This window comes from Paracoccus sp. C2R09, from assembly GCF_018860625.1.
Lineage (GTDB): Bacteria > Pseudomonadota > Alphaproteobacteria > Rhodobacterales > Rhodobacteraceae > Paracoccus.
This window is the reverse complement of record NZ_JAHKQB010000010.1, coordinates 237,633-257,682: the sequence shown is the minus strand read 5'-3', so window position 1 is coordinate 257,682 and position 20,050 is coordinate 237,633. Positions and strand designations below refer to the sequence as shown.

The 20,050-nt window shown below is 66.0% G+C and carries 18 protein-coding genes; 6 read left to right on the top strand and 12 right to left on the bottom strand.

Annotated elements, in window-relative coordinates; all coding sequences use genetic code 11:
- Positions 1-6: 6 nt before the first annotated feature.
- The gene (locus KO490_RS03780; protein ID WP_216018071.1) at positions 7-2,790 is read left to right on the top strand and encodes a [protein-PII] uridylyltransferase; all 2,784 of its coding nucleotides are present in this window, start codon (positions 7-9) and stop codon (positions 2,788-2,790) included.
- Positions 2,787-4,316, top strand: coding sequence for a murein biosynthesis integral membrane protein MurJ (gene murJ, locus KO490_RS03775; protein WP_216018070.1), 1,530 nt, complete (start codon positions 2,787-2,789; stop codon positions 4,314-4,316). Before KO490_RS03780 ends, murJ begins: the two co-directional genes overlap by 4 nt.
- On the opposite strand, the gene KO490_RS03770 is transcribed toward murJ, so the two are convergent.
- On the bottom strand, positions 4,313-5,014 hold the full coding sequence (locus tag KO490_RS03770; protein ID WP_216018069.1) for a rhomboid family intramembrane serine protease: 702 nt from the start codon (positions 5,012-5,014) through the stop codon (positions 4,313-4,315). The genes murJ and KO490_RS03770 overlap by 4 nt on opposite strands.
- A gap of 76 nt (positions 5,015-5,090) precedes the next feature.
- On the opposite strand from KO490_RS03770, the gene trpS reads away from it, so the two are divergent.
- Positions 5,091-6,122 carry a tryptophan--tRNA ligase gene (gene trpS / locus KO490_RS03765; protein WP_216018068.1) on the top strand — a complete coding sequence of 344 codons (1,032 nt, stop codon included), beginning with the start codon at positions 5,091-5,093 and terminating at the stop codon, positions 6,120-6,122.
- 18 nt (positions 6,123-6,140) lie between these two features.
- Here the strand turns inward: trpS and KO490_RS03760 are convergent, their stop codons facing one another.
- Genes KO490_RS03760 through KO490_RS03750 form a run of 3 tightly spaced genes read right to left on the bottom strand, consistent with a single transcriptional unit; the run spans position 6,141 to position 8,035 of the window.
- A complete protein-coding gene (locus KO490_RS03760) occupies positions 6,141-7,133 on the bottom strand; it encodes a GGDEF domain-containing protein (protein WP_216018067.1) in 993 nt (330 codons plus the stop codon).
- Entirely contained in the window at positions 7,130-7,690 is a 561-nt protein-coding gene (locus tag KO490_RS03755) for a heme NO-binding domain-containing protein (RefSeq protein ID WP_216018066.1), read from the bottom strand. The genes KO490_RS03760 and KO490_RS03755 overlap by 4 nt, the downstream gene beginning before the upstream one ends.
- Before the next feature lie 54 nt (positions 7,691-7,744).
- Complete coding sequence (locus tag KO490_RS03750) at positions 7,745-8,035, bottom strand: DUF3572 family protein (protein ID WP_216018065.1); 291 nt, start codon at positions 8,033-8,035, stop codon at positions 7,745-7,747.
- 113 nt (positions 8,036-8,148) lie between these two features.
- Between KO490_RS03750 and KO490_RS03745 the strand changes: the two genes are divergently transcribed.
- The 3 genes from KO490_RS03745 (at position 8,149) to KO490_RS03735 (ending at position 10,648) form a co-directional block, all read left to right on the top strand.
- Positions 8,149-9,525 carry a diguanylate cyclase gene (locus KO490_RS03745; RefSeq protein ID WP_216018064.1) on the top strand — a complete coding sequence of 459 codons (1,377 nt, stop codon included), beginning with the start codon at positions 8,149-8,151 and terminating at the stop codon, positions 9,523-9,525.
- A 68-nt stretch (positions 9,526-9,593) separates the two neighbouring features.
- Positions 9,594-9,977: a DUF983 domain-containing protein gene (locus KO490_RS03740; protein ID WP_216018063.1), complete on the top strand. Its 384-nt coding sequence runs from the start codon at positions 9,594-9,596 to the stop codon at positions 9,975-9,977.
- Between the two features lie 5 nt (positions 9,978-9,982).
- Entirely contained in the window at positions 9,983-10,648 is a 666-nt protein-coding gene (locus KO490_RS03735) for an NUDIX hydrolase (protein ID WP_252726992.1), read from the top strand.
- On the opposite strand, the gene KO490_RS03730 is transcribed toward KO490_RS03735, so the two are convergent.
- The 8 genes from KO490_RS03730 to KO490_RS03695 all read right to left on the bottom strand — a co-directional run bounded on the left by KO490_RS03730 (position 10,645) and on the right by KO490_RS03695 (position 19,909).
- Positions 10,645-11,415, bottom strand: a complete 771-nt coding sequence (locus KO490_RS03730; protein ID WP_216018061.1) for an enoyl-CoA hydratase-related protein — start codon at positions 11,413-11,415, stop codon at positions 10,645-10,647. The two genes, KO490_RS03735 and KO490_RS03730, sit on opposite strands and share 4 nt — an antisense overlap.
- 65 nt (positions 11,416-11,480) lie before the next feature.
- On the bottom strand, positions 11,481-11,933 hold the full coding sequence (locus tag KO490_RS03725) for a cytochrome c-type biogenesis protein (RefSeq protein ID WP_216018060.1): 453 nt from the start codon (positions 11,931-11,933) through the stop codon (positions 11,481-11,483).
- Positions 11,930-13,873: a heme lyase CcmF/NrfE family subunit gene (locus KO490_RS03720; RefSeq protein WP_216018059.1), complete on the bottom strand. Its 1,944-nt coding sequence runs from the start codon at positions 13,871-13,873 to the stop codon at positions 11,930-11,932. Before KO490_RS03720 ends, KO490_RS03725 begins: the two co-directional genes overlap by 4 nt.
- A gap of 82 nt (positions 13,874-13,955) precedes the next feature.
- Positions 13,956-14,495: a holin family protein gene (locus KO490_RS03715; RefSeq protein ID WP_216018058.1), complete on the bottom strand. Its 540-nt coding sequence runs from the start codon at positions 14,493-14,495 to the stop codon at positions 13,956-13,958.
- The gene (locus tag KO490_RS03710) at positions 14,486-15,097 is read right to left on the bottom strand and encodes a holin-associated N-acetylmuramidase (protein ID WP_216018057.1); all 612 of its coding nucleotides are present in this window, start codon (positions 15,095-15,097) and stop codon (positions 14,486-14,488) included. Before KO490_RS03710 ends, KO490_RS03715 begins: the two co-directional genes overlap by 10 nt.
- Positions 15,098-15,179: 82 nt before the next feature.
- Complete coding sequence (gene ccmE / locus KO490_RS03705; protein WP_216018056.1) at positions 15,180-15,629, bottom strand: cytochrome c maturation protein CcmE; 450 nt, start codon at positions 15,627-15,629, stop codon at positions 15,180-15,182.
- Between the two features lie 11 nt (positions 15,630-15,640).
- Positions 15,641-16,453 carry a glutamate racemase gene (locus KO490_RS03700; RefSeq protein ID WP_216018055.1) on the bottom strand — a complete coding sequence of 271 codons (813 nt, stop codon included), beginning with the start codon at positions 16,451-16,453 and terminating at the stop codon, positions 15,641-15,643.
- A 66-nt stretch (positions 16,454-16,519) separates the two neighbouring features.
- Positions 16,520-19,909 (bottom strand): indolepyruvate ferredoxin oxidoreductase family protein, encoded by a 3,390-nt coding sequence (locus KO490_RS03695; RefSeq protein ID WP_216018054.1) that lies wholly within the window; start codon positions 19,907-19,909, stop codon positions 16,520-16,522.
- Positions 19,910-20,050 lie beyond the last annotated feature (141 nt).

The following is a 20,050-nucleotide window of genomic DNA, read 5'->3' as shown; positions in this document are numbered from 1 at the left end:
GCCACCATGACCGCCAATCCAGACGCAGATGACGCCCCGGTTCCGACCGGGGCGTCCGAGCTGTTCGACCCCGCACATGTCCTCGGCCTGCTGGATGCAGAGCTGAGCGCGCTGACCGAACCCAAGGAGATCCGCGCCCGAACCGTGGCCCTGCTGTCGCGGATCCGCACGGACGGCATGGCCCTGGTCGAGGCGGGGTTCCTGTCCCATCCCCGCGCCGCCCGCGAAACCGTGCGCGCCACGGCCGAGCTGACCGATATCGTCGTCAGCGCCGTCCACCATGTCGCCACCACGAAGCTGCATCCGCTGCACACCCCGTCCGAGGGCGAGAAGCTGGCCGTGCTGGCCGTCGGCGGCTATGGCCGCGCCGAGATGGCACCCTCATCCGATGTGGACCTGCTGTTCCTGACGCCCTGGAAGATCACCGCTTGGGCCGAAAGCGTGGTCGAATCCATGCTCTACATGATGTGGGACCTGAAGCTGAAGATCGGCCATTCGATCCGCAGCGTGGACGACTGCCTGCGGCTTGGCGAAGGCGACATGACGATCCGCACCTCGCTGGTGGAACATCGCCTGGTCACCGGCCACGCCCCCTTGGCCGAGGAGCTGCGCCACAGGCTGTGGGCCGAACTGTTCGACCGCACCGTCCCCGAATTCATCGAGGCGAAACTGGACGAACGCGCCGCCCGCCATGCCCGGCAGGGCGGCCAGCGCTATGTGCTGGAACCGAACGTCAAGGAGGGCAAGGGCGGTCTGCGCGATCTCCAGACCCTCTACTGGATCGCGAAATACATCCACCGGGTGGATCGCGCGGTCGAACTGGTGGACCTCGGGGTGTTCGCCCGCGACGAACATCTGGCCTTCTGGCAGGCTGAGGATTTCCTCTGGGCCGTGCGCTGCCACCTGCACCTGATCTCAGGGCGGCCGGTGGACGTACTGTCCTTCGACATGCAGGTCGAGGTGGCACGCCGCATGGGCTATGCCGATACCGCCGCGCGCCGGGGTGTCGAATATTTTATGCAGGATTACTTCCGCCATGCGACCCGCGTGGGCGAACTGACACGCGTGTTCCTGACCGCGCTCGAGGCGCAGCATGTGCGGACCGCGCCGATCTTCGGCCGCATCTTCCGCCGCCGTAAGAAGCTGCGCCACGGCTTCGCCGAGGTTCAGGGCCGGATCTCGTTCTCGTCCGAGGCGGAGTTTCTGTCCGATCCCCTGAACATGCTGCGTCTGTTCGCCGAGGCGCTGCGCACCGGAACGCTGGTCCATCCCGACGCGATGCGCCTTGTCGCCGCGAACCTGGACCTGATCGACGACAAGGTGCAATCCAGCCCCGAGGCGATCGGCATCTTCATGGACATGCTGCTGAAACACGGCAGCCCCGAACGCGCGCTGCGCCGCATGAACGAACTGGGGGTGCTTGCGGCCTTCATCCCCGAATTCGAACCTGTCGTGGCGATGATGCAGTTCAACGTCTATCACCACTATACCGTGGACGAACACTCGATCCAATGCGTGGCCGCGCTGGCACAGATCGAACGCGGCGAACAGACCGAGGACCTGCCCCTGTCATCCGAGATCATCGGAGCGGGCGTGAACCGGCGCGTGCTGTATCTGGCGACCCTGCTGCATGACATCGGCAAGGGCCGGAACGAGGATCACTCGATCCTGGGCGCACGGATCGCGCGACGCGTGGCAGCGCGTTTCGGCTTTGCGCAAGACGATATCGAGACCGTCGAATGGCTGGTTCGCAACCATCTGCTGATGTCCGACGTGGCGCAGAAGCGCGACATCGCCGATCCGCGCACGCTGCGTGATTTCGCCAAGGCGGTGAAGACGCGCAGACGGCTGGACATGCTGCTTGTCCTGACGGTCTGCGACATCCGCGGCGTGGGTCCGGGCACCTGGAACAACTGGAAGGCCGCGCTTCTGCGCACGCTGCACCGCGAGACCGCCGCCGCGCTGGAGAACGGGCTGGAGGAACTGAACCGCGACAAGCGTCAGGCCGAGGCCAAGCGCGCATTGAAGCAGGCGCTGCAGACCAAGGGCTGGGACGCGCGCGCCATCCGGGCCGAGGCGGCGCGTCATTACGACGCCTATTGGCCGGGGCTTCCGACACAGACGCATGCCGTCTTTGCCGAACTGCTGCGCAATGTGGGCCCCGACGAGATCCGCATCGACCTGCAGGCCGATGCCGACCGCGACGCCACGCGCACGGCCTTCGTGCTGGCCGACCATCCGGGGATCTTCTCGCGGTTGGCGGGGGCGCTGACCCTGACCGGGGCGAATGTCGTCGATGCGCGAACCTATACCACGCGCGACGGCTATGCGACGGCGGTGTTTTGGATCCAGGATGCCGACGGTCACCCCTTCGCCGAGGATCGCCTGCCCAAGCTGCGCCAGACCATCCTGCGCACCCTTGCAGGCGAGATCGTGGCCCGCGAGGCCTTTGCCAGCCGCGACAAGCCCAAGAAGCGCAACCGGGAATTCAAGTTCCCGACCCATATCACCTTCGACAACGAAGGCAGCGACATCTACACCATCATCGAGGTGGATACCCGCGACCGCCCGGGCCTGCTCTACGACCTGACGCGGACGCTGGCGGCCAATCACATCCAGATCGTCAGCGCGGTCATCGCGACCTATGGCGCGCAGGTGGTGGACAGCTTCTACGTCAAGGACATGTTCGGGCTGAAGCTGCATGCCGCCTCGAAGCGCGAGGCACTGGAAAAGAGACTGCGCGCCGCGATCATCGACGGCGTGAAACGGGCAGAGGCACCGAATACATGAAGACCGGACTTGTGCGCGGATTCCTTGCGGTGGGAATCTGGACGCTGATCTCGCGCGCATCGGGTTTCGTGCGCGACATCCTGATGGCCGCATGGCTGGGCACGGGTGCCATGGCCGAGGCCTTCCTGATCGCACTGTCGCTGCCCAACATGTTCCGCCGCTTCTTCGCCGAGGGCGCGTTCAACACCGCTTTCATCCCCATGTTCTCCAAGAAGCTGGAGAACCCGGAGGACGCGCAGCGTTTCGCGCAGCACGCATTCTCGGGGCTGTTCGCGGTGGTGCTGATCCTTTCCGCGGTGGCGATGATCCTGATGCCAGGGCTTGTCTGGCTGATGGCGTCTGGCTTTCAGGGCGATGAACGCTTCGATCTGGCGGTGGAATACGGGCGGATCACCTTCCCCTATATCCTGCTGATCTCCATGGCCTCGATGATTTCGGGGGTGCTGAACGCGAACGGGCGGTTCACCGCAGCGGCAGCTGCGCCCGTGCTGCTGAACCTGCTGTTCATCGTGGCGATGTATCTGGGCCGCTGGCAGGGCTGGGATCTGGGGCTGACGCTGGCATGGGCCACGCCCGTCACGGGCATCGCGCAGCTGGGGCTGGTCTGGTGGGACGCGCATCGCCACGGCTGGACCTTCCACCCCCGCCGCCCGCGCATGACGCCCGAAATGCGCCACCTGGTCGCCGTCGCCCTGCCTGCGGCCTTTGCGGGGGGTGTGGTGCAGATCAACCTGCTGATCGGCCGTCAGGTCGGGTCGCGCTTCGAAGGCGCGATCGGCTGGCTGTCCTATTCCGACCGGCTGTATCAGCTGCCGCTTGGCGTCGTGGGGGCTGCGGTCGCGGTGGTGCTGCTGCCGGAACTGGCGCGCAGGCTGCGCGCGGGCGATCACGAGGGCGGCCAGCAGGCATTTTCCCGCGCGACCGAGTTCGGGCTGTTCCTGACCCTGCCCTCGGCCTTCGCGATCGCCGTGATCGCGCAGCCGATGGTCGCGACCCTGTTCGAGCGCGGCGCCTTCAGCGCCTTCGACACGCAGCAGACGGCGGCGGCGCTGGTGGTCTATGCCCTTGGGCTGCCGGCCTTCGTGCTGCAGAAGATCCTGCAACCGCTGTATTTCGCGCGCGAGGATACGCGCACGCCCTTCCGCTTCGCGCTGTTTTCCATGGTGGTGAATGCGGCCGTGGCCTTCGGGCTGATGCCCTTCCTGGGCTTCCTTGCGGCGGCCTTGGGCACGACGATCGCGGCCTGGGTCATGGTCGCGCAGCTGTGGTGGGGCACCCGCGCGATGGGTCAGGCAGCGCGTGCGGATGCGAAGCTGCGCCGCGCCTTCCCGCGCCTGCTGGCCGCATCCACGCTCATGGCGCTGGCGCTCTGGTTCATGCGCGACTGGCTGGAGGCAGGATCGCTGGGGCGCGGGGCGTCCCTTGCGATCCTGGTCTTCGGTGGTGCCGCGATCTATTTCGCGCTGGCCTACGCGATCGCGGGGTATCGCCCCTCGGAGCTGAAGGCCGCGGTCCGGCGGGGTTAACGCTGCCGGATCTGCCGCAGGGCGCGGGCCATGCCGCCATCCACCAGCCCGAAGCTGAGAAGGAACCCGGTGGCAAAGCCCGCGACCTCGGCGATCCAGCCGAGGCCCGCGCCCCCGAAGACCAGCCCGAAGGCCAGCTGGAAGACCAGCAGCATCCCGATCAGCGAAAAGGCCCGCATCCGGTTCGCATTGGCTGCGGCCAGCCGCGTCCACAGCAGAAAGGTGAACGCGCCGACAAGGCCATAGACCGCGGGATAGCCACCGATTACGGGCGCGTTCTGCAACCCGAGGGCCGCAAGCAGCACCGAATAGATCACCGCCCCGCCGATGGCCGAACCCAGAAACAGCGCGACCACCGCCCAGGGGCGGAAATTCTGCGCGACCAGATTCCCGAGCGCCAGCGTGAAGACCGCGACGAACAGCGCATGGGTCAGCGACGTGTGGACGAAGCTGAAGCTGAACAGGCGATAGAACTCGGTCGGGTGCTGGTTCAAGAACAGCGGCGCGCGCTGGATCAGTTCGGGCGGCAATGCGGTCATGTTGATGGCGCCAAGGCGAAGGCCCACGCCCTCGGCGCCACCGATCAGGCCGACCCCGCCCAAGGCGAAGATCGCCTCGGACGCGATCACGGGCAATGCAAGCAGCCAGATCACCGGCGGCAACGGGTTCAGCGGGGATTCGGTCAGTCCGGGGCGCATCTGATTTCCTTGAAGGTTGCGGAGTGGCCGGGCAACGGCTAAGCCAGCGGCCAGGAAATTCCAAGGCAGGCCGGTCATGTCCGAACCCCAAAACAGCACCTTCCGCCCGCGCATCTTCTCGGGGATCCAGCCCTCGGGCGGGCTGACGCTCGGGAACTATCTCGGCGCGTTGAAGCGTTTCGCGGCCCTTCAGGGCGGCGAGGCCGAGACGATCTATTGCGTGGTGGACCTGCACGCCATCACCGTCTGGCAGGACCCGGAGCAGCTGAAGACCCGCATCCGCGAGGCTGCCGCCGCCTTCATGGCCGCAGGCGTCGATCCCGCGAAATCGGTGCTGTTCAATCAGAGCCAGGTCAGCGCGCATGCCGAAATGGCGTGGCTGTTCAACACGGTGGCGCGCGTCGGCTGGATGTACCGGATGACGCAGTTCAAGGACAAGGCCGGCAAGAACAGCGAGAACGCCTCGCTTGGGCTTCTGGCCTATCCGGCGCTGATGGCCGCCGACATCCTGACCTATCAGGCGACCGCCGTGCCCGTGGGCGAGGATCAGAAGCAGCACCTGGAACTGACCCGCGACATCGCGGCCAAGTTCAACCATGATTACGGGGTCGAACATTTCCCCATCACGCAGCCGTTGATCGAAGGGGTCGCGACCCGCGTCATGTCCCTGCGCGACGGATCGAAGAAGATGTCGAAATCCGACCCCTCGGATGCCAGCCGCATCAACCTGACCGACGACGCGGACACGATCGCCCAGAAGATCCGCAAGGCCCGGACCGATGCGGACCCGCTGCCCGGTTCGGCCGAGGGGCTGAAGGACCGCCCCGAGGCCCGTAATCTGGTGAACATCTATGCCGCCCTGTCGGACGAAAGCGTGGATCAGGTGCTTGCCCGGTACGAGGGCCAGGGCTTCGGCACCTTCAAGCCCGCGCTGGCCGAGGTGGCCGTCGCGTCCATGGCGCCGATCACCAAGGCGATGTCGGATTACATGGCCGACCCGGCCGAGATCGACCGCGTTCTGGCCGACGGGGCCGACCGGGCCGAGGCCATCGCACGCCCGATCCTCAATCGGACCAAGGACATCATGGGGCTTTTGCGCACCCGCTGAGCATCGGGGCCGCGACCCTCAGCGGATCGTGGCCCGCCCCCGCCCCTCTCTCTTCGAGGCATAAAGTGCCTTGTCGGTCTGGTGCAGCAGATCGACCATGTCCTCGGTATCGCCGGGCCGCCAGATCACCACGCCCAGGCTGGCCGAGACCCGCAGATCCCCCAGTTCGGGCGGCGACAGCGCGCGGATCGATCCGATCAGCCTGTTCGCGATGCGATCGATATCGCCGCGGTTCGTCATGCGCCGCAGGATCAGCACGAATTCGTCCCCGCCGATCCGCGCGGCGATATCGACCTTGCGCACGATCCCGCGCAGCACCACGCCGACATGGCGCAACAGCTCGTCCCCGGTCTTGTGGCCGAGCCGGTCGTTCACCTGCTTGAAATGGTCCAGATCCAGATGAACCAGCGCGAAGGCGCATTCCTCGGGGGTCATGCCAACCTCTTGCGGGCGTCTCAGGGCGCCCTGCAATGCCAGCTCCAACCCTCGACGATTGCTCAGGCCCGTCAACGGATCCGTCTGCGCCTGCTGGATCGCCACCTCGCGGGAACGGGCAAGCTGCGAATTGAAGCGCGCAAGTTCGCGCAGCACGCCGCGATTGGCCTCCTGCAGGAACAGGAATTCCATCGCCAGTTCGGGCGGGGCGAAATCGTCATCGGTCAAGCTGCCGTGCCGGATGGCGGCCTGCAGATCGCTGCCGACCCCCAGGTTCAGAAGGATCGCCCCATCCCCCAGCTGCACCGCGTGCCCGCGCAGGACCAGATCGTCCGCACCCTCGACGCGCAGGAACAGCCTTTCACGGGTGGTCATGGCCGCACGGATAAGGTCGAGGACCGGGCGTGCGCGATCCCCCCTCGCGGGGTGGAAGGCATGGAGCCCATGCCCGAGATCGGGCGCGATCTTCCGCAAGGTCGGCCCGATCGAGATCACCGCACCATCGGCGGCGACCACAAGGTGCATCGGCAACAGATCGTTCAGCGAACGTGGGGGCAGGATGGCGGGGCTGTTCATTGGACCACCCCCGCATCCGGACCGCCGAGGGTGAAGTCGCGCCCTTCCGCGAAGCTGGTGTCCCAGATATCCACGCGGATCACGCCGCATTCGGTCGCAATCAGGCACAGCGCCCCGTAATCGTCGGCCATTCCGCGAACCATCCCGATCATCAGATGGCGCCAGGCGGGATCGGGCGGCGTCATCGTCAGGAAACGCGATTGCCCCGCCTGCTCAATCTGGATCGCGGGCAGGTTCAGCCCCGGCAGCACCAGATGCGTCCGGCCCGGCATTTCATCCAGACGATCGAGGAAATCGGTGAAATCACGCCCCGAAAAGCGCAGCAGGCGGCGAATGGCTTCGATCCGGGTCATCCATGCGCCCAGATCTTCCAGCATCTCGACCGTGGGCTTGGACAGCCTGCGGGCGGCGCGATCCAGCATCCGCATGCCGTGGACACGGCCCTCGAGATGCTGGTCGTCGGCGCTGCCCAGTTCCTCGACGATCGTTCCGATCAGCCCTTCGCCATAGGTCGCGCGGATGAATTCCTCGACCGTTCGATTTATCAGTATGTCCATGCGCACCTCGCTTGCAGAACGGGCCTAGCGCATGAAGTTTAAGAAAGTGAAAAGTCAGTCGGCCTCCCAGCCATAGCTTCCCGGCCCCGACAGAAGCGTTCGGGCGGTCATCACGTCGCGCGGATCGCGGTCGATGGCGGATGCGAATTCCAACAGGCGGTCGTCCTGTTCGACGATGTAGTCCAGCAGGAAGACGGCGATTTCGGGGCGGCTTGCAATCTGGCGAAGGGCTGCAGGCTCAAGACCGCTGGTGCCCAGAAAACCGGCCAGCTGCTCGGGTCTCTCGGCCAAGGCAAGCAGCAGATCGGTGGCAAGATCCTGCGCACTATTTCGTGAAACGGCCATCTGTGAGGTCTCCCTTGCAAATCCGTTGCCCATGACGACAGAAACGGAAAGGGTTTCTTAAACAATTTGCGCCAGAACAAAAGCAAGATGATTAAGATTTTCAGGATCGAGAGATGAGCGCACGCATCCTTGTGGCGGACGGATCACCCACGGCGCGCATCACGTTGAAGGTGCGGCTGGCTGCGGCATGCCACGACGTCGCGATGGCGGGCAGCGCCACCGAAATCCTGGCCGAGCTTGCATCCGGGCGGATCGGCCTGGTGATCCTGAACGGCCCCTTGACCGACATGTCCGCCGAAGATGCCTGCCGTCTGCTGAAGACCCGCGCGCCTACATCCGGGGTCAATATCGTGATGATGGTCGGCGATACCCAACGCCTTGCCGCACGTCGTGCCGGTGCGATCGCGACGCTGGACCCGTCGGTCGAAGACGGGGTCCTTCTGGCGCAGATCCGCAGCCTGCTGGCCGATACGCAGGCCGACGCCCATGCGGCATACGGCATGGCCGAAGCTCCGCAGCCCTTCGCGCGCGCGCCTCAGCGCAAGGTCACGCTGATCGCGGGCAGCCCGGTCGTCGCGATGGCCTGGCGCAGTCAGCTGAGCAGGCGGATGGACTGCCGCTTCGATGTCAGCACCCCCGAGGAGGCATTGCTGGGCACTGGAACGGGCGGGGCGGATCTCTATGTGATCGATACGAATCTGGGCCATCCGAACGAGGGCTTGCGCCTGATGTCCGAATTGCGCGCGCGGGCACATTCCTGCGATGCGGCCTATGCCATCGTCACGGACCACCAGTCGCGCGACATTCACGCCATCGCATTGGATCTGGGCGCGGGCGAGGTCCTGAACGATCCCTTCGCGGACGGGGCCAATGCAGATGCCACGGCCATCGCCCTGAAAGGCCTGCTGGCCCGCAAGTCGCGCAAGGACCAGAAGCGCGCTGACACGCAGCGGCAACTGGAACTGTCGATCCGCGATCCGCTCACCGGGCTCTACAATCGGCGCTATGCGATTCCCCGTCTGCACGAGATCGCAAGCCAAGCGGCCGACAAGGATGTCGGCTTTGCCGTGCTGGCCATCGATCTGGATTACTTCAAGTCGGTCAACGACCAGCTTGGGCATGCAGCGGGCGACGCCGTTCTGGCCGAGGTCGCCCGCCGCCTGGGCCAGATCGAGGTCGGCCAGGGTTTCGTCGCCCGCACCGGCGGCGAAGAGTTCCTGGTCGTTCTGCCCGGCATCGCGCAGTTCCAAGCCTGTCGTATCGCCGAACGCATCCGTCGTGCGGTCGATGCCCACCCGGTCGAGATCGCAGGCGCGCGCAGGGTCAGCATCAGTGCCTCGATCGGGGTCAGCCATACGCAACCGGGCCCCGACGACCTGCCATGCGATATCGTCGGAATGGCGGCGGAACGCGCCGATCGAGCGTTGCTTGCGGCCAAGAAGGCCGGGCGCAACCGTGTCATCGCGTCGCATCCCGAACGCGCCGCCTGAAAAGGCACGGGCTGGTAAAGCGGACCTTCTGCCCCTAGCTTGGGGGCTGGATCAAGCGAGGTGAGCCCATGACCGACAGCGCCGTCATATCCGAGGAACGCCCCACCAAACAGGCGATGATGCGCGGTGCCCTTCTTCGCTGCCCCGCATGTGGCGAGGGACGGTTGTTCACCAGCTATCTCAAGGTCGCGGATGCCTGCCCGAACTGCGGCGAGGAACTGCACCACCAGCGCGCCGATGACGGGCCGGCCTACCTGACGATCCTGCTGGTCTCTCACCTGGCAGCGCCGATCCTGCTTGCGTCATATGTCGCGTGGAGGCCGGACGCGATCACCATGCTGGTGATCTTCGGGCTGGGCACGATCGTCCTGTCGCTGATCCTGCTGCCGATCTTCAAGGGTGGCTTCGTGGGCCTGCAATGGGCGCGGCGCATGCACGGCTTCGGCGAATGAACGTGATGGACGCGATCCGCCCCGCAGCCACGGTGCTGCTGCTGCGGCGCGATGCGGACGGGCCTCGGGTGCTGATGGGGATGCGCGGCGCAAAGGCCGCCTTCATGCCTTCGAAATACGTCTTTCCCGGCGGTGCGGTCGATGCCGATGATGCCGATGTGCCGCTTGGCGGGCCCCTGCCCGACATCTGCGCGGGACGGCTGCGCGCCGAGGGGCTGGAGCCCGCGGCCATCGCCGCCGCCGCCCTGCGCGAACTGGTCGAGGAGACCGGGCAGATCATCGGTCGTCCGTCCGCCTGCCCTGCCTCGCTTCCCGGGTTTCGGGATCTGGGCCTTGCACCCGACGCTTCGGCCCTGACCTATTTCTTCCGCGCGATCACGCCGCCCGGTCGCCCGCGCCGTTTCGATGCGCATTTCTTCCTTGCCGATGCAGACAGGCTGAATGGCGATCCCGACGATTTCGGGACCGCCTGCGACGAGCTTTCTCATCTGCATTGGGTGGCACTGGCGGATGCCCGCCGCCTGGATCTGCCCTTCATCACCGAGGTCGTGCTGGCGCAGCTGGCGGCGCTGGTGCGCGACCTGCCCGCCGATGCGCCGATCCCCAGCCCGGCAACGGTGCCCTTCTTCGACAACAGGGGCCCGTCGCCGGTCTTTCGCCAGATCGCCTAGTGCCCGGTGAAGTTCGGCTTGCGCTTTTGCAGGAATGCGCCGACGCCCTCGGTGAAGTCGCTGCTCTGACCTGCCTTGCCCTGCAATTCGGCCTCCAGTTGCAGCTGGTGGTGCAGGTCGTTGCCGAATGATGCCGCCACCGCCTTGCGGATCGAACGATAGGCGCTGGTCGGTCCCTGCGAAAGCTGCGTGGCCCGTGCCATGACGACAGCCGCGAAATCCTCGTCCGCGACGGCCTGCCAGATCATTCCCCAATCTGCGGCCTCGCTTGCCGTCACCGGTTCCGCAAACAGCATCGCGCCCATGGCACGCGCGGCCCCGATGGCGCGCGGGATGTACCAGGTGCCGCCCGCATCTGGGATCAGGCCGATCCTCGTGAATGCCTGGATGAAGCTTGCCGATTGCGTGGCGATCACGACATCGCAGACCAGCGCGATATTCGCGCCCGCCCCTGCGGCCACGCCGTTCACCGCCGCGATCACGGGAACCTCGCAATCGGTGATGGCGCGCAGCATGGGTTCGTATTCGTCGCGCAGGGTGCGTTCCAGATCGATCGCGGCGGATGCGTCGGTCAGATCCTGGCCCGAACAGAAGCCGCGCCCCTCGCCCGTCAGAACGACGCAGCGCACGCCGTCCGACAGATTGGTCAAGGTATAGGTCAGCTCTTGCCGCATGCGCCGGTTCAGCGCGTTCATCATGTCCGGACGGTTCATCGAGACGCGCAGCACGGCGTCCTGCTGTTCGACCAGGATTGTCTGAAGTTCCATGTGATCCCCCTTCTGCTGCCTGGATATTGTGGGCAATCGCAGGCATGCGAAAGCGCGACCCCGCGTCAGTCGTCCCCCATGATGTCGCGCAGGCGGGTCTTCTCCTCGGCGCTCAGATCGTCGGGCATCGGGGTGGCCTGGTCGCGTCCGCGCAGGAACCGCCACCCTGCGAACGCCCCGATCAGCGCCATCAGCGGTCCCGCAAGCCACAGGATCAGGTTCGCCCCCGTCGCGCGGGGCTGGAACAGGACGAATTCGCCGAAACGTTCGATTACGTTGTCGACCACCGCGCGGTCGCTGTCGCCCGCCACCAGCCTTTCGCGGACATAGAGCCGCAGGTCGCGGCTGATCGCGGCATTCGAATCGTCGATATTCTCGCCCTGGCAGACCGGGCAACGCAGATCGCGAGAGATCGCGCGCGCACGCGCCTCGAGATCCGGATCGCTCAGCATCTCATCGGGCTGGACCGCAAGGACCGGCGTCGCGATCAGCGCAAGCGCAAGGACGAGCCGCCTCATGCCGCGGCCTTCCGGCCAGCGGCCGCGACGCGGTAGCGCCGGTCGGACAGGCTGATCAATCCGCCCAGTGCCATCAGGATCGCCCCGCCCCAGATCCAGCTCGCAAACGGCTTGATATAGGACCTGACCGCCCATCCCCCTTCGGGTTGTTCGTTTCCGATCACGACATAGAGGTCGCGGAAGAAACCGTAATCGATCGCGGCCTCGGTCGTGGGCATGCCTTGGACCGGATAGACGCGCTTTTCGGGGCGCAGCACGGCCACGGTCGATCCGCCGCGCGCCACGTCGATCCGCGCCATCTGGCTGAGATAGTTCGGCCCGCGCAGCTGCTCGACCCCGCGCAGCGTCAGTTGGTACGGCCCAAGCGCGAAGGGCTCGTCGATCTGCGCGACTCGGATATCCTCGACCTCCCATGCCTGGATCAAGGCCACGGCGATGAAGGTGACGCCCAGACCCGCATGCGCGATGGCCTTGCCCCAATCCGCGCGCGGCAGCCGAAACAGGCGCGAGACGCCCGAGCTGCCGGTCCGCTGCCACAGATCGGCGGCCGACCCGAACACCAGCCAGGACCCCAGGCCCGCCCCGATCACCGCCAGCGCCGAATGCCCCGAGGACAGTGCGAAGACCAGCAGCCCGATGGCCCCGGTCAGCAGCAGGGCCCCGCGCAGGGGACGCAGGGCACGGTGCAGCTTGGCACGCTTCCAGGGCATGATCGCCCCGATGGGCAGCGCCAGGGCCAGCAGGATCATGAAGGGCGTGAATGCCTGATCGAAGAAGGGCGGCCCGACCGACAGGACCCTGCCCCAGACCAGTTCGGCGATCAGCGGCCATACCGTGCCGATGAAGACCACGAAGGCCGACACCGCCAGCAGCACGTTGTTCAGGACCAGCGCCCCTTCGCGCGACAGGGGCGAGAAGATGCCCTTCGCGCTCATCTGCGAGGCGCGGGCCGCGAACAGCGTCAGCGCCCCCCCGATGAACAGGACCAGGATGCCGAGGATGAACACCCCCCGCTGCGGATCGCTGGCAAAGCTGTGGACCGAGGTGATGACACCCGAGCGGACGATGAAGGTGCCGATCAGCGAGAAACCGAAGGCCATGATCGCCAGCAGGATCGTCCAGCTTTTCAGCGCCTCGCGCTTCTCGACGACGATGGCGGAATGCAGAAGCGCCGCGGCCAGCAGCCAGGGCATGAAGCTGGCATTCTCGACCGGATCCCAGAACCAGAAGCCGCCCCAGCCAAGCTCGTAATAGGCCCACCAGGACCCGAGCGCGATGCCGATGGTCAGGAACACCCAGGCGGCCAGCGTCCAGGGCCTGACCCATCGCGCCCATGCCGCATCGACGCGCCCCTCGATCAGGGCGGCGACCGCGAAGCTGAACGCCATCGAAAGCCCGACATAGCCGAGATAGAGGAACGGAGGATGAAACGCCAAACCCGGGTCCTGCAGCAGCGGGTTCAGGTCGCGACCGTCGAATGGCGGGTTTGCCAATCGCCAGAACGGGTTCGAGGTGAAGATGATGAATGCAAGGAACGCCACGCTGATCGCGCCCTGGACCGACAGCACGCGGGCCCGCAGGCGCGGTGGCAGGTTCGGCCCGAAGATCGCAGCCGCTGCCCCGAACAGCGCAAGGATCAGCACCCACAGCAGCATCGACCCCTCGTGATTGCCCCAGACGCCGCTGATCTTGTAGAGCATGGGCTTCGAGCTGTGAGAGTTCTCGTAGACGAGCTTGAGCGAGAAATCCGAGGTGACGAAGGCGATGGTCAGCATGGCGAAGCTGACGGCCAGCAACAGAAGCTGCGCGATGGCTGCGGGTCTGGCGCTGTCTGCGACCCCGGTCCATCCCCTGGCCGCGCCCAGCATCGGCATGCTGCACTGATAGATCGCGACCACGAAAGCCATGATCAGCGACAGGTGGCCAAGCTCTGCAGTCATCCAAGCGTCCCCTTATGCGCCCGGGGACCATAATTGGGGCGCGTCGCCGGCGAAAGACCCTGCGGCGACGCGCCCCTTATCGTTACTTGCCCAAACTGCGCGCCCAGTCGCGCAGTGCGGCGTTGTCGGCGAACTGATCGGCGGGGGCCGCCAGCGTCACGGGGACGGGCGTCACGGGAACGGGCGTCGCCGGTTCGGACGTCTCGGCTGCGGGCACCGCCCAGTTGCGGTTGCGGAAATGATGGGCCTCTCGCGCGCCGAAATAGAAACCGACGATCGCGCCCATCAGCCACCAGAGCGGCTCGGGGACCATCTGCAGCCCCTGCATGCGCAGCCCGAAGCCCACCGGTTCGACCATGGCATAGATGAACAGCCCCATCGTCCCAAGCGCCAGAAGCGGCCGCGGCATCCGGTTCAGCCCGTTCACAAAGCCGTCGAACCATCCCTGACGGGGAACGGCGAATTCGGCCCCGTGCTGCTGGATCGCCTGGGCGAACGCCTGTTCGTCCAGCTCCATCCGGCGGGTGGCGTTGCGGGTGAAGACCTCGGCCATGCCCGTGGCGGCACTGCCAAGCGCGGTGACGGTCGGGGCGACCCCGATGAAGCGGTCGATCACGCCCATGCCGCAGTCCTCGCACGATGTTCCGCGTCGCTCAGGTGATAGCGGGCGGATATGAACTCTTCGGCGCGGGTGATCCAGCCACCCTTGCCGCCTGCATTGGTCCGGGCATATTTGCGGCTGGCCGCGCGCTGATCCGCAAGCGTGTAATAGTAATTCCGCCGTGCGATCCCATAGGCATCCGCGATATGCTGGGGCGCCGCCTGCGCGGCAGCTTGGGCCGCCGCGACGGTCTTCGGCCCGATCACACCGTCCGCGGTCGCCGCAAAGCCCATCCGCGTGATCAGCGTCTGCAGGATCTTCACCGCGTTGCTGCCCGCGTTGACATACATGTCGAAGACGCTCGGCTGGATCGCCTCGGGCAGTTCGGCCAGCCGAGGCTTGCGGAAGTAGTGTTCGACGAAGACCTGCTCGGCCTGGGCGCGGGTCAGCGCACGCACATCGGCGGCATCGACCTTGCCGTCATTCGTCAGGTCCATCCCCAGGCTGCGCATCGTCCCGATGGTCACGCCGTGATTTGTCGCGCCGCCCGGATCGTCCGGGTCGTTCACGTATCCGCCCTCGCGCATGACGATGGCCTGCGCGATCTGTTCGACAGTCTGCATGATGCTTCCCCGCTTGTTCCGACAAGGCGGGAATGCTGCGAAATGTCGGTTAACCGTTCCTTAACAATGCATTCGTTGCGGATCAGGCGCCGGGCTCCTGATAGACGCCCGTCTGCTTCAACGTGTCGATCACCTCGCGCGGCATGTAGGTCTCGTCATGCTTGGCCAGGATCTCTCGCGCCTCGAAACGGCCATCGCGGAACCAGCCCTTGGCGATGGTTCCCTGCCCCTCGCTGAACAGATCGGGGCGCGGCTCGCGGCCCACATAGGTCACGGGGATTTCGGCCGCGCCATCGGTGATCACGAAATCGAAGGCCACGCCCGCCCCGTCGCGGATCGAGCCGTCCTTGACCAGCCCGCCAAGCTGGAAGAACTCGTCCGCATCGGGTGCGGCTTCCACCACCTGGCTGGGCGAGCGATAGAGGTTGATCCCGTCGCTGAAGCCATATCCGATCAGGACCGCAGCCAAGGTCAGCGACACCGCAGCCGCCGCCACGATCTGGATGCGGCGCTGTTTGCGAAGCGTCTTCATCCCGCCCCCCTTCAAGCGGCCTCGAACTGGATACGGCGGCGCAGGAACTGCGTGGCCTTGCCCGACACACGAACCGGATCGCCCGTCGTCAGGTACCGCGACCGGACCCCCTCGCCCACGAATTCGGGCCTGCGCGCGAGATAGTCGGCCAGGCTGTCGGCGACCAGTCCCGCCTGGCTGTAGACCTGGACGTCGGGCCCGAGCGCATTCTGGAACGCATCCTGCATCAGCGGATAATGCGTGCATCCAAGGATCGCGGCCTGCGGGTGCGGCATCCGGCGCATCAGGGCCTCGACATGGCTGGTGACCATCGCCTCGGCCAGGATCTCGTCGCCCATCTCGATCGCATCGACGACACCGCCGCAGGGCTGCGCCTCGACATCGACACCCACCGCGCGGAAGGCCAGTTCGCGCTGGAAGGCGCGGCTTGCGACCGTGGCCGGGGTCGCGAACAGCGCGACATGCTTGACGGCGACCTCCCGTGGCGGGGAATTGTCGCCCCACCGGCGTTCGGTCAGCGCCTCGATCATCGGGACGAAGACGCCCAGAACGCGCTTGTTCTCGGGCAGCCAGGTTTCCTGCATCCGCTTCAAGGCGGCCGCGCTGGCGGTGTTGCAGGCAAGGATGACCAGGTCGCAGCCCTCGGCCCACAACCTCTCGACGCCACGGCATGTCAGATCGAAGATGTCGTCGGCCGTCCGGACGCCATAGGGCGCATGCGCATTGTCGCCCAGATAGACCAGCGGCAGATCGGGCAGCCGTGCGGCAATGGCCTGATGCACCGTCAGCCCACCAAGCCCCGAATCGAAAACCCCTACCGCCATCGCATGTCTCCCGTTACGCGTGGCGCCCTTCATAGGACGCCACGCGGCACTTGCAAACGGTTCGCCCTATTCGGCGGCATCACGCATCGGTGCGCCGCCCGCGCGGAACTGCGCCAGCAGCTCCTGCCGCCTCTGCGCGGCCTCGGCTGCGGCCTGCGCCTTGACCGGCCCGTATCCGCGAACCGTCAGCGGCAGATCGGCCAGCTCGATGGCGATGGGCAGGGTCGTATCAGTCAGGCCCGCGAAGATCTCGGCCATGTCGGCCTCGTATTCGCGGATCGCGCGGCGTTCCTCGCGCCGTTCGGCCTGATAGCCGAAGGGATCGAGCGGCGTCCCCCGCAGCCCCCTGAGCGAAGCCAGCACGCGGAAGGCGCGCAGGATCCAGGGACCGAATTCGCGCTTTTTCGGGCGACCGATGGCATCGGTTCCGGGCAGCATCGGCGGCGCCAGGTGGAAGGTCAGGCGCGGCGCATCCTCCCACTGCTCCGCGACACGGTCGGCCGTCTGCAGATGAAGACGAGCAACCTCGTATTCATCCTTATAGGCCAACAGCTTGTAGTAGCTTCTTGCGACGCTTTCTTGCAATGCGTCCGGGGTCTTGGCCAGCATGGCGCGATACCGTTTTGCCAGCCGCCTGCCCTGGTATCCGACCAGACGTTCGGCGCGGTATTCGACCGGATCGGGCGGCAGTTCGGTCACCGTGGCGGGCGGGCGGATCTGGTCGGGAAAGGCCACGGCCCAACGCCCGATCTCGAAGGCCCGTCGGTTCTCATCGACCTTGGCGCCGTTCAGCGTGATCGCCTGCATGATCGCGTCATGCGTCAACGGGATCAGACCCTGCTGCCATGCGCCCCCCAGCACCAGCATGTTGCTGTAGATCGAATCCCCCAGCTTGCGCAGGGCCAGCTCGTTCGCATCGAAGAAGGCGACCCGATCCCCCAGCCGCGCCTGAAGCGAGACCCGCAGACGGCCCGAGGGGATCTGGAAGTCGCGGAAGCGCGTGAAGTCGCCCGTGATGATCTCGTGATCGTTGACCACCGCCCCCGTGCGCCCCTGCGTCATCAGCCCGAGCGTCTTGGACCCGGCAGACACCACCAGATCGCCGCCGATGACGCAATCGGCCTCGCCCGTGGCCACGCGGATCGCGCTGATATCACCGGGCCGGTCAGCCAGCCGCAGATGGATATGCACCGCGCCGCCCTTCTGGGCCAATCCCGCCATCTCCATCATGCCGGCACCCTTGCCGTCGATATGGGCCGCCTGAGCCAGCACCGCGCCGATGGTCACGACGCCGGTGCCGCCAACGCCCGTGATGACGATGTTATGCGTTCCGCTGATCGCGGGCAGCGTCGGTTCCGGCAGGTCCGGCAGGTCCAGCGCCTCGGCCTTGGGGCGGCGCAGCTTGCCGCCGCTGACCGTCACGAAGCTGGGGCAGAAACCGTTGACGCAGCTGTAATCCTTGTTGCAGCTGGACTGGTCGATCTGGCGCTTGCGGCCAAGTTCGGTTTCGAGCGGCACCACGGAAACGCAGTTCGACTGCACCGAGCAGTCGCCGCAACCTTCGCAGACTTCCGGGTTGATCCAGACGCGGCGGTCTGGATCGGGAAAGGCGCCCTTCTTGCGGCGGCGCCGTTTTTCGGCCGCGCAGGTCTGGATATAGAGGATGGCACTGACGCCCTTCACCTTTTCCAGTTCCCGCTGGACGTTCATCAGTTCCGCGCGTTCCTCGAAGCGCATGCCGGACGGAAAGAGGCTTCGGTCGATCTCCTCCTTCTCGTCATGGACGGCGACGACCGGATGCACGCCCATCGCCTGCAGCTCGGCCGCGATCTGATGCGCCGACAACCCGCCTTCGTTCGGTTGCCCGCCCGTCATGGCCACCGCGTCGTTATAGAGGATCTTGTAGGTGATGTTCGTCCCCGCGGCCTGCGCCGCGCGGATCGCCAAGATCCCTGAATGGTTATAGGTTCCGTCCCCAAGGTTCTGAAATACATGGGCTGTCTTGCTGAAAGGCGCCTCGCCGATCCAGTTCGCGCCCTCTCCGCCCATGTGGGTGAAGCCCTCGGTCTCGCGGCCCATCCACTGGACCATGTAATGACAGCCGATGCCCGCATAGGCGCGGCTGCCCTCGGGCAGCTTGGTCGAACTGTTATGAGGGCAACCCGAACAGAACCAGGGCGTGCGGGTCGCGACCTCGGGGGCGTTGTCGGCGCGTCGCACCTCGATCAGGCGCGCAAGGCCCGCGCGGACATGCTCGGTGCCGCGCCCCTCCTCGATCAGGATATTCCCGATCTTCTCGGCGATCATCACCGGGTCCAGGGCATAGCGGGTCGGGAACAGCTCCTCGCCCGTGCGGTCGTGCTTCCAGCCGTGGACGCGGCGCCCGCGGCGATTGTCGAAGATGGCCTCCTTCAGCTGCACCTCGATCAGCTTGCGCTTCTCCTCGACACAGATGATCAGTTCGAGGTTCTCGGACCATTCCTGGATCGACTTCATGTCCATCGGCCATGTCTGTCCGACCTTGTAGGTGGTCAGACCCAGCCGTTCGGCCTCGGCCTCGTCGATGCCCAGCAGCGACAGTGCATGGACAAGGTCCAGCCAGTTCTTGCCCGCCGCGACGAAGCCGATCTTGGCGCCCGGCTTGCCCCAGACACGGTGATCGAGGCGGTTCGCACGGCTGAACGCCTCGGCCGCCCAACGCTTGTGGTCGATCATCCGCGCTTCCTGCAGCACGGGCGTATCGCCCAACCGGATGTTCAACCCGCCTTCGGGCATTGCGCGGTCGGGCGTCACGAAGCTCAGCCGATGCGGATCGCCGTCCACCACCGCCGTGGCCTCGACCGTGTCCTTCATCGTCTTGAGGCCCGTCCACACGCCCGCATACCGCGACAGCGCGAAGCCATAGAGCCCGTAATCCAGGATCTCCTGCACGCCCGCGGGCGACAGCACGGGCATGTAGGCGTCGATCATCGCCCAGTCCGACTGGTGCAGCACGGTCGAGCTTTCGCCCGTATGGTCGTCGCCCATCGCCATGACGACACCGCCATGGCGCGACGATCCGGCCATGTTCGCGTGCTTCATGACGTCGCCCGTGCGGTCCACGCCGGGGCCCTTGCCGTACCACAGGCCGAAGACCCCGTCATAGAGCCCCTCGCCCCGCAGCTCCGCCTGTTGCGCGCCCCAGATCGCCGTTGCGGCAAGATCCTCGTTCAGGCCCGGCTGGAACCTGATGCGCGCCTCGGCCAGACGCTTCTCCTCTCGCATCATGGCCAGATCGACACCCCCCAGGGGCGATCCGCGATAGCCGGACACAAGTCCCGCGGTCTTCAGGCCCGCAGCTTCGTCGCGTGCCGATTGCATAAGCATCAGCCGCACGAGTGCCTGCGTGCCGTTCAGCAGCACGTGACGTTTCGTCAGGTCGAAACGGTCCGAAAGTTTGAATTCCTGCTGGCTCATCCTGCTCTCCTCCCTCGCATGATGGCTTGCACCGTGGTAATCATAGGTCAGTTTTACTGACCAAAGAAGAAAAAACTTCGCTTGACCCCGGGTTGTGCGTCGCGCAGCTGGACATTAGCTTTGCGCTGAACGCATGGCTGA

Bases quoted from the DNA above. Each gene is read 5' to 3' on its own strand.
- KO490_RS03780 (WP_216018071.1), top strand. From the start codon at position 7: ATGACCGCCAATCCAGACGCAGATGACGCCCCGGTTCCGACCGGGGCG.
- murJ (WP_216018070.1), top strand. From the start codon at position 2,787: ATGAAGACCGGACTTGTGCGCGGATTCCTTGCGGTGGGAATCTGGACG.
- KO490_RS03770 (WP_216018069.1), bottom strand. From the start codon at position 5,014: ATGCGCCCCGGACTGACCGAATCCCCGCTGAACCCGTTGCCGCCGGTG.
- trpS (WP_216018068.1), top strand. From the start codon at position 5,091: ATGTCCGAACCCCAAAACAGCACCTTCCGCCCGCGCATCTTCTCGGGG.
- KO490_RS03760 (WP_216018067.1), bottom strand. From the start codon at position 7,133: ATGAACAGCCCCGCCATCCTGCCCCCACGTTCGCTGAACGATCTGTTG.
- KO490_RS03755 (WP_216018066.1), bottom strand. From the start codon at position 7,690: ATGGACATACTGATAAATCGAACGGTCGAGGAATTCATCCGCGCGACC.
- KO490_RS03750 (WP_216018065.1), bottom strand. From the start codon at position 8,035: ATGGCCGTTTCACGAAATAGTGCGCAGGATCTTGCCACCGATCTGCTG.
- KO490_RS03745 (WP_216018064.1), top strand. From the start codon at position 8,149: ATGAGCGCACGCATCCTTGTGGCGGACGGATCACCCACGGCGCGCATC.
- KO490_RS03740 (WP_216018063.1), top strand. From the start codon at position 9,594: ATGACCGACAGCGCCGTCATATCCGAGGAACGCCCCACCAAACAGGCG.
- KO490_RS03735 (WP_252726992.1), top strand. From the start codon at position 9,983: ATGGACGCGATCCGCCCCGCAGCCACGGTGCTGCTGCTGCGGCGCGAT.
- KO490_RS03730 (WP_216018061.1), bottom strand. From the start codon at position 11,415: ATGGAACTTCAGACAATCCTGGTCGAACAGCAGGACGCCGTGCTGCGC.
- KO490_RS03725 (WP_216018060.1), bottom strand. From the start codon at position 11,933: ATGAGGCGGCTCGTCCTTGCGCTTGCGCTGATCGCGACGCCGGTCCTT.
- KO490_RS03720 (WP_216018059.1), bottom strand. From the start codon at position 13,873: ATGACTGCAGAGCTTGGCCACCTGTCGCTGATCATGGCTTTCGTGGTC.
- KO490_RS03715 (WP_216018058.1), bottom strand. From the start codon at position 14,495: ATGGGCGTGATCGACCGCTTCATCGGGGTCGCCCCGACCGTCACCGCG.
- KO490_RS03710 (WP_216018057.1), bottom strand. From the start codon at position 15,097: ATGCAGACTGTCGAACAGATCGCGCAGGCCATCGTCATGCGCGAGGGC.
- ccmE (WP_216018056.1), bottom strand. From the start codon at position 15,629: ATGAAGACGCTTCGCAAACAGCGCCGCATCCAGATCGTGGCGGCGGCT.
- KO490_RS03700 (WP_216018055.1), bottom strand. From the start codon at position 16,453: ATGGCGGTAGGGGTTTTCGATTCGGGGCTTGGTGGGCTGACGGTGCAT.
- KO490_RS03695 (WP_216018054.1), bottom strand. From the start codon at position 19,909: ATGAGCCAGCAGGAATTCAAACTTTCGGACCGTTTCGACCTGACGAAA.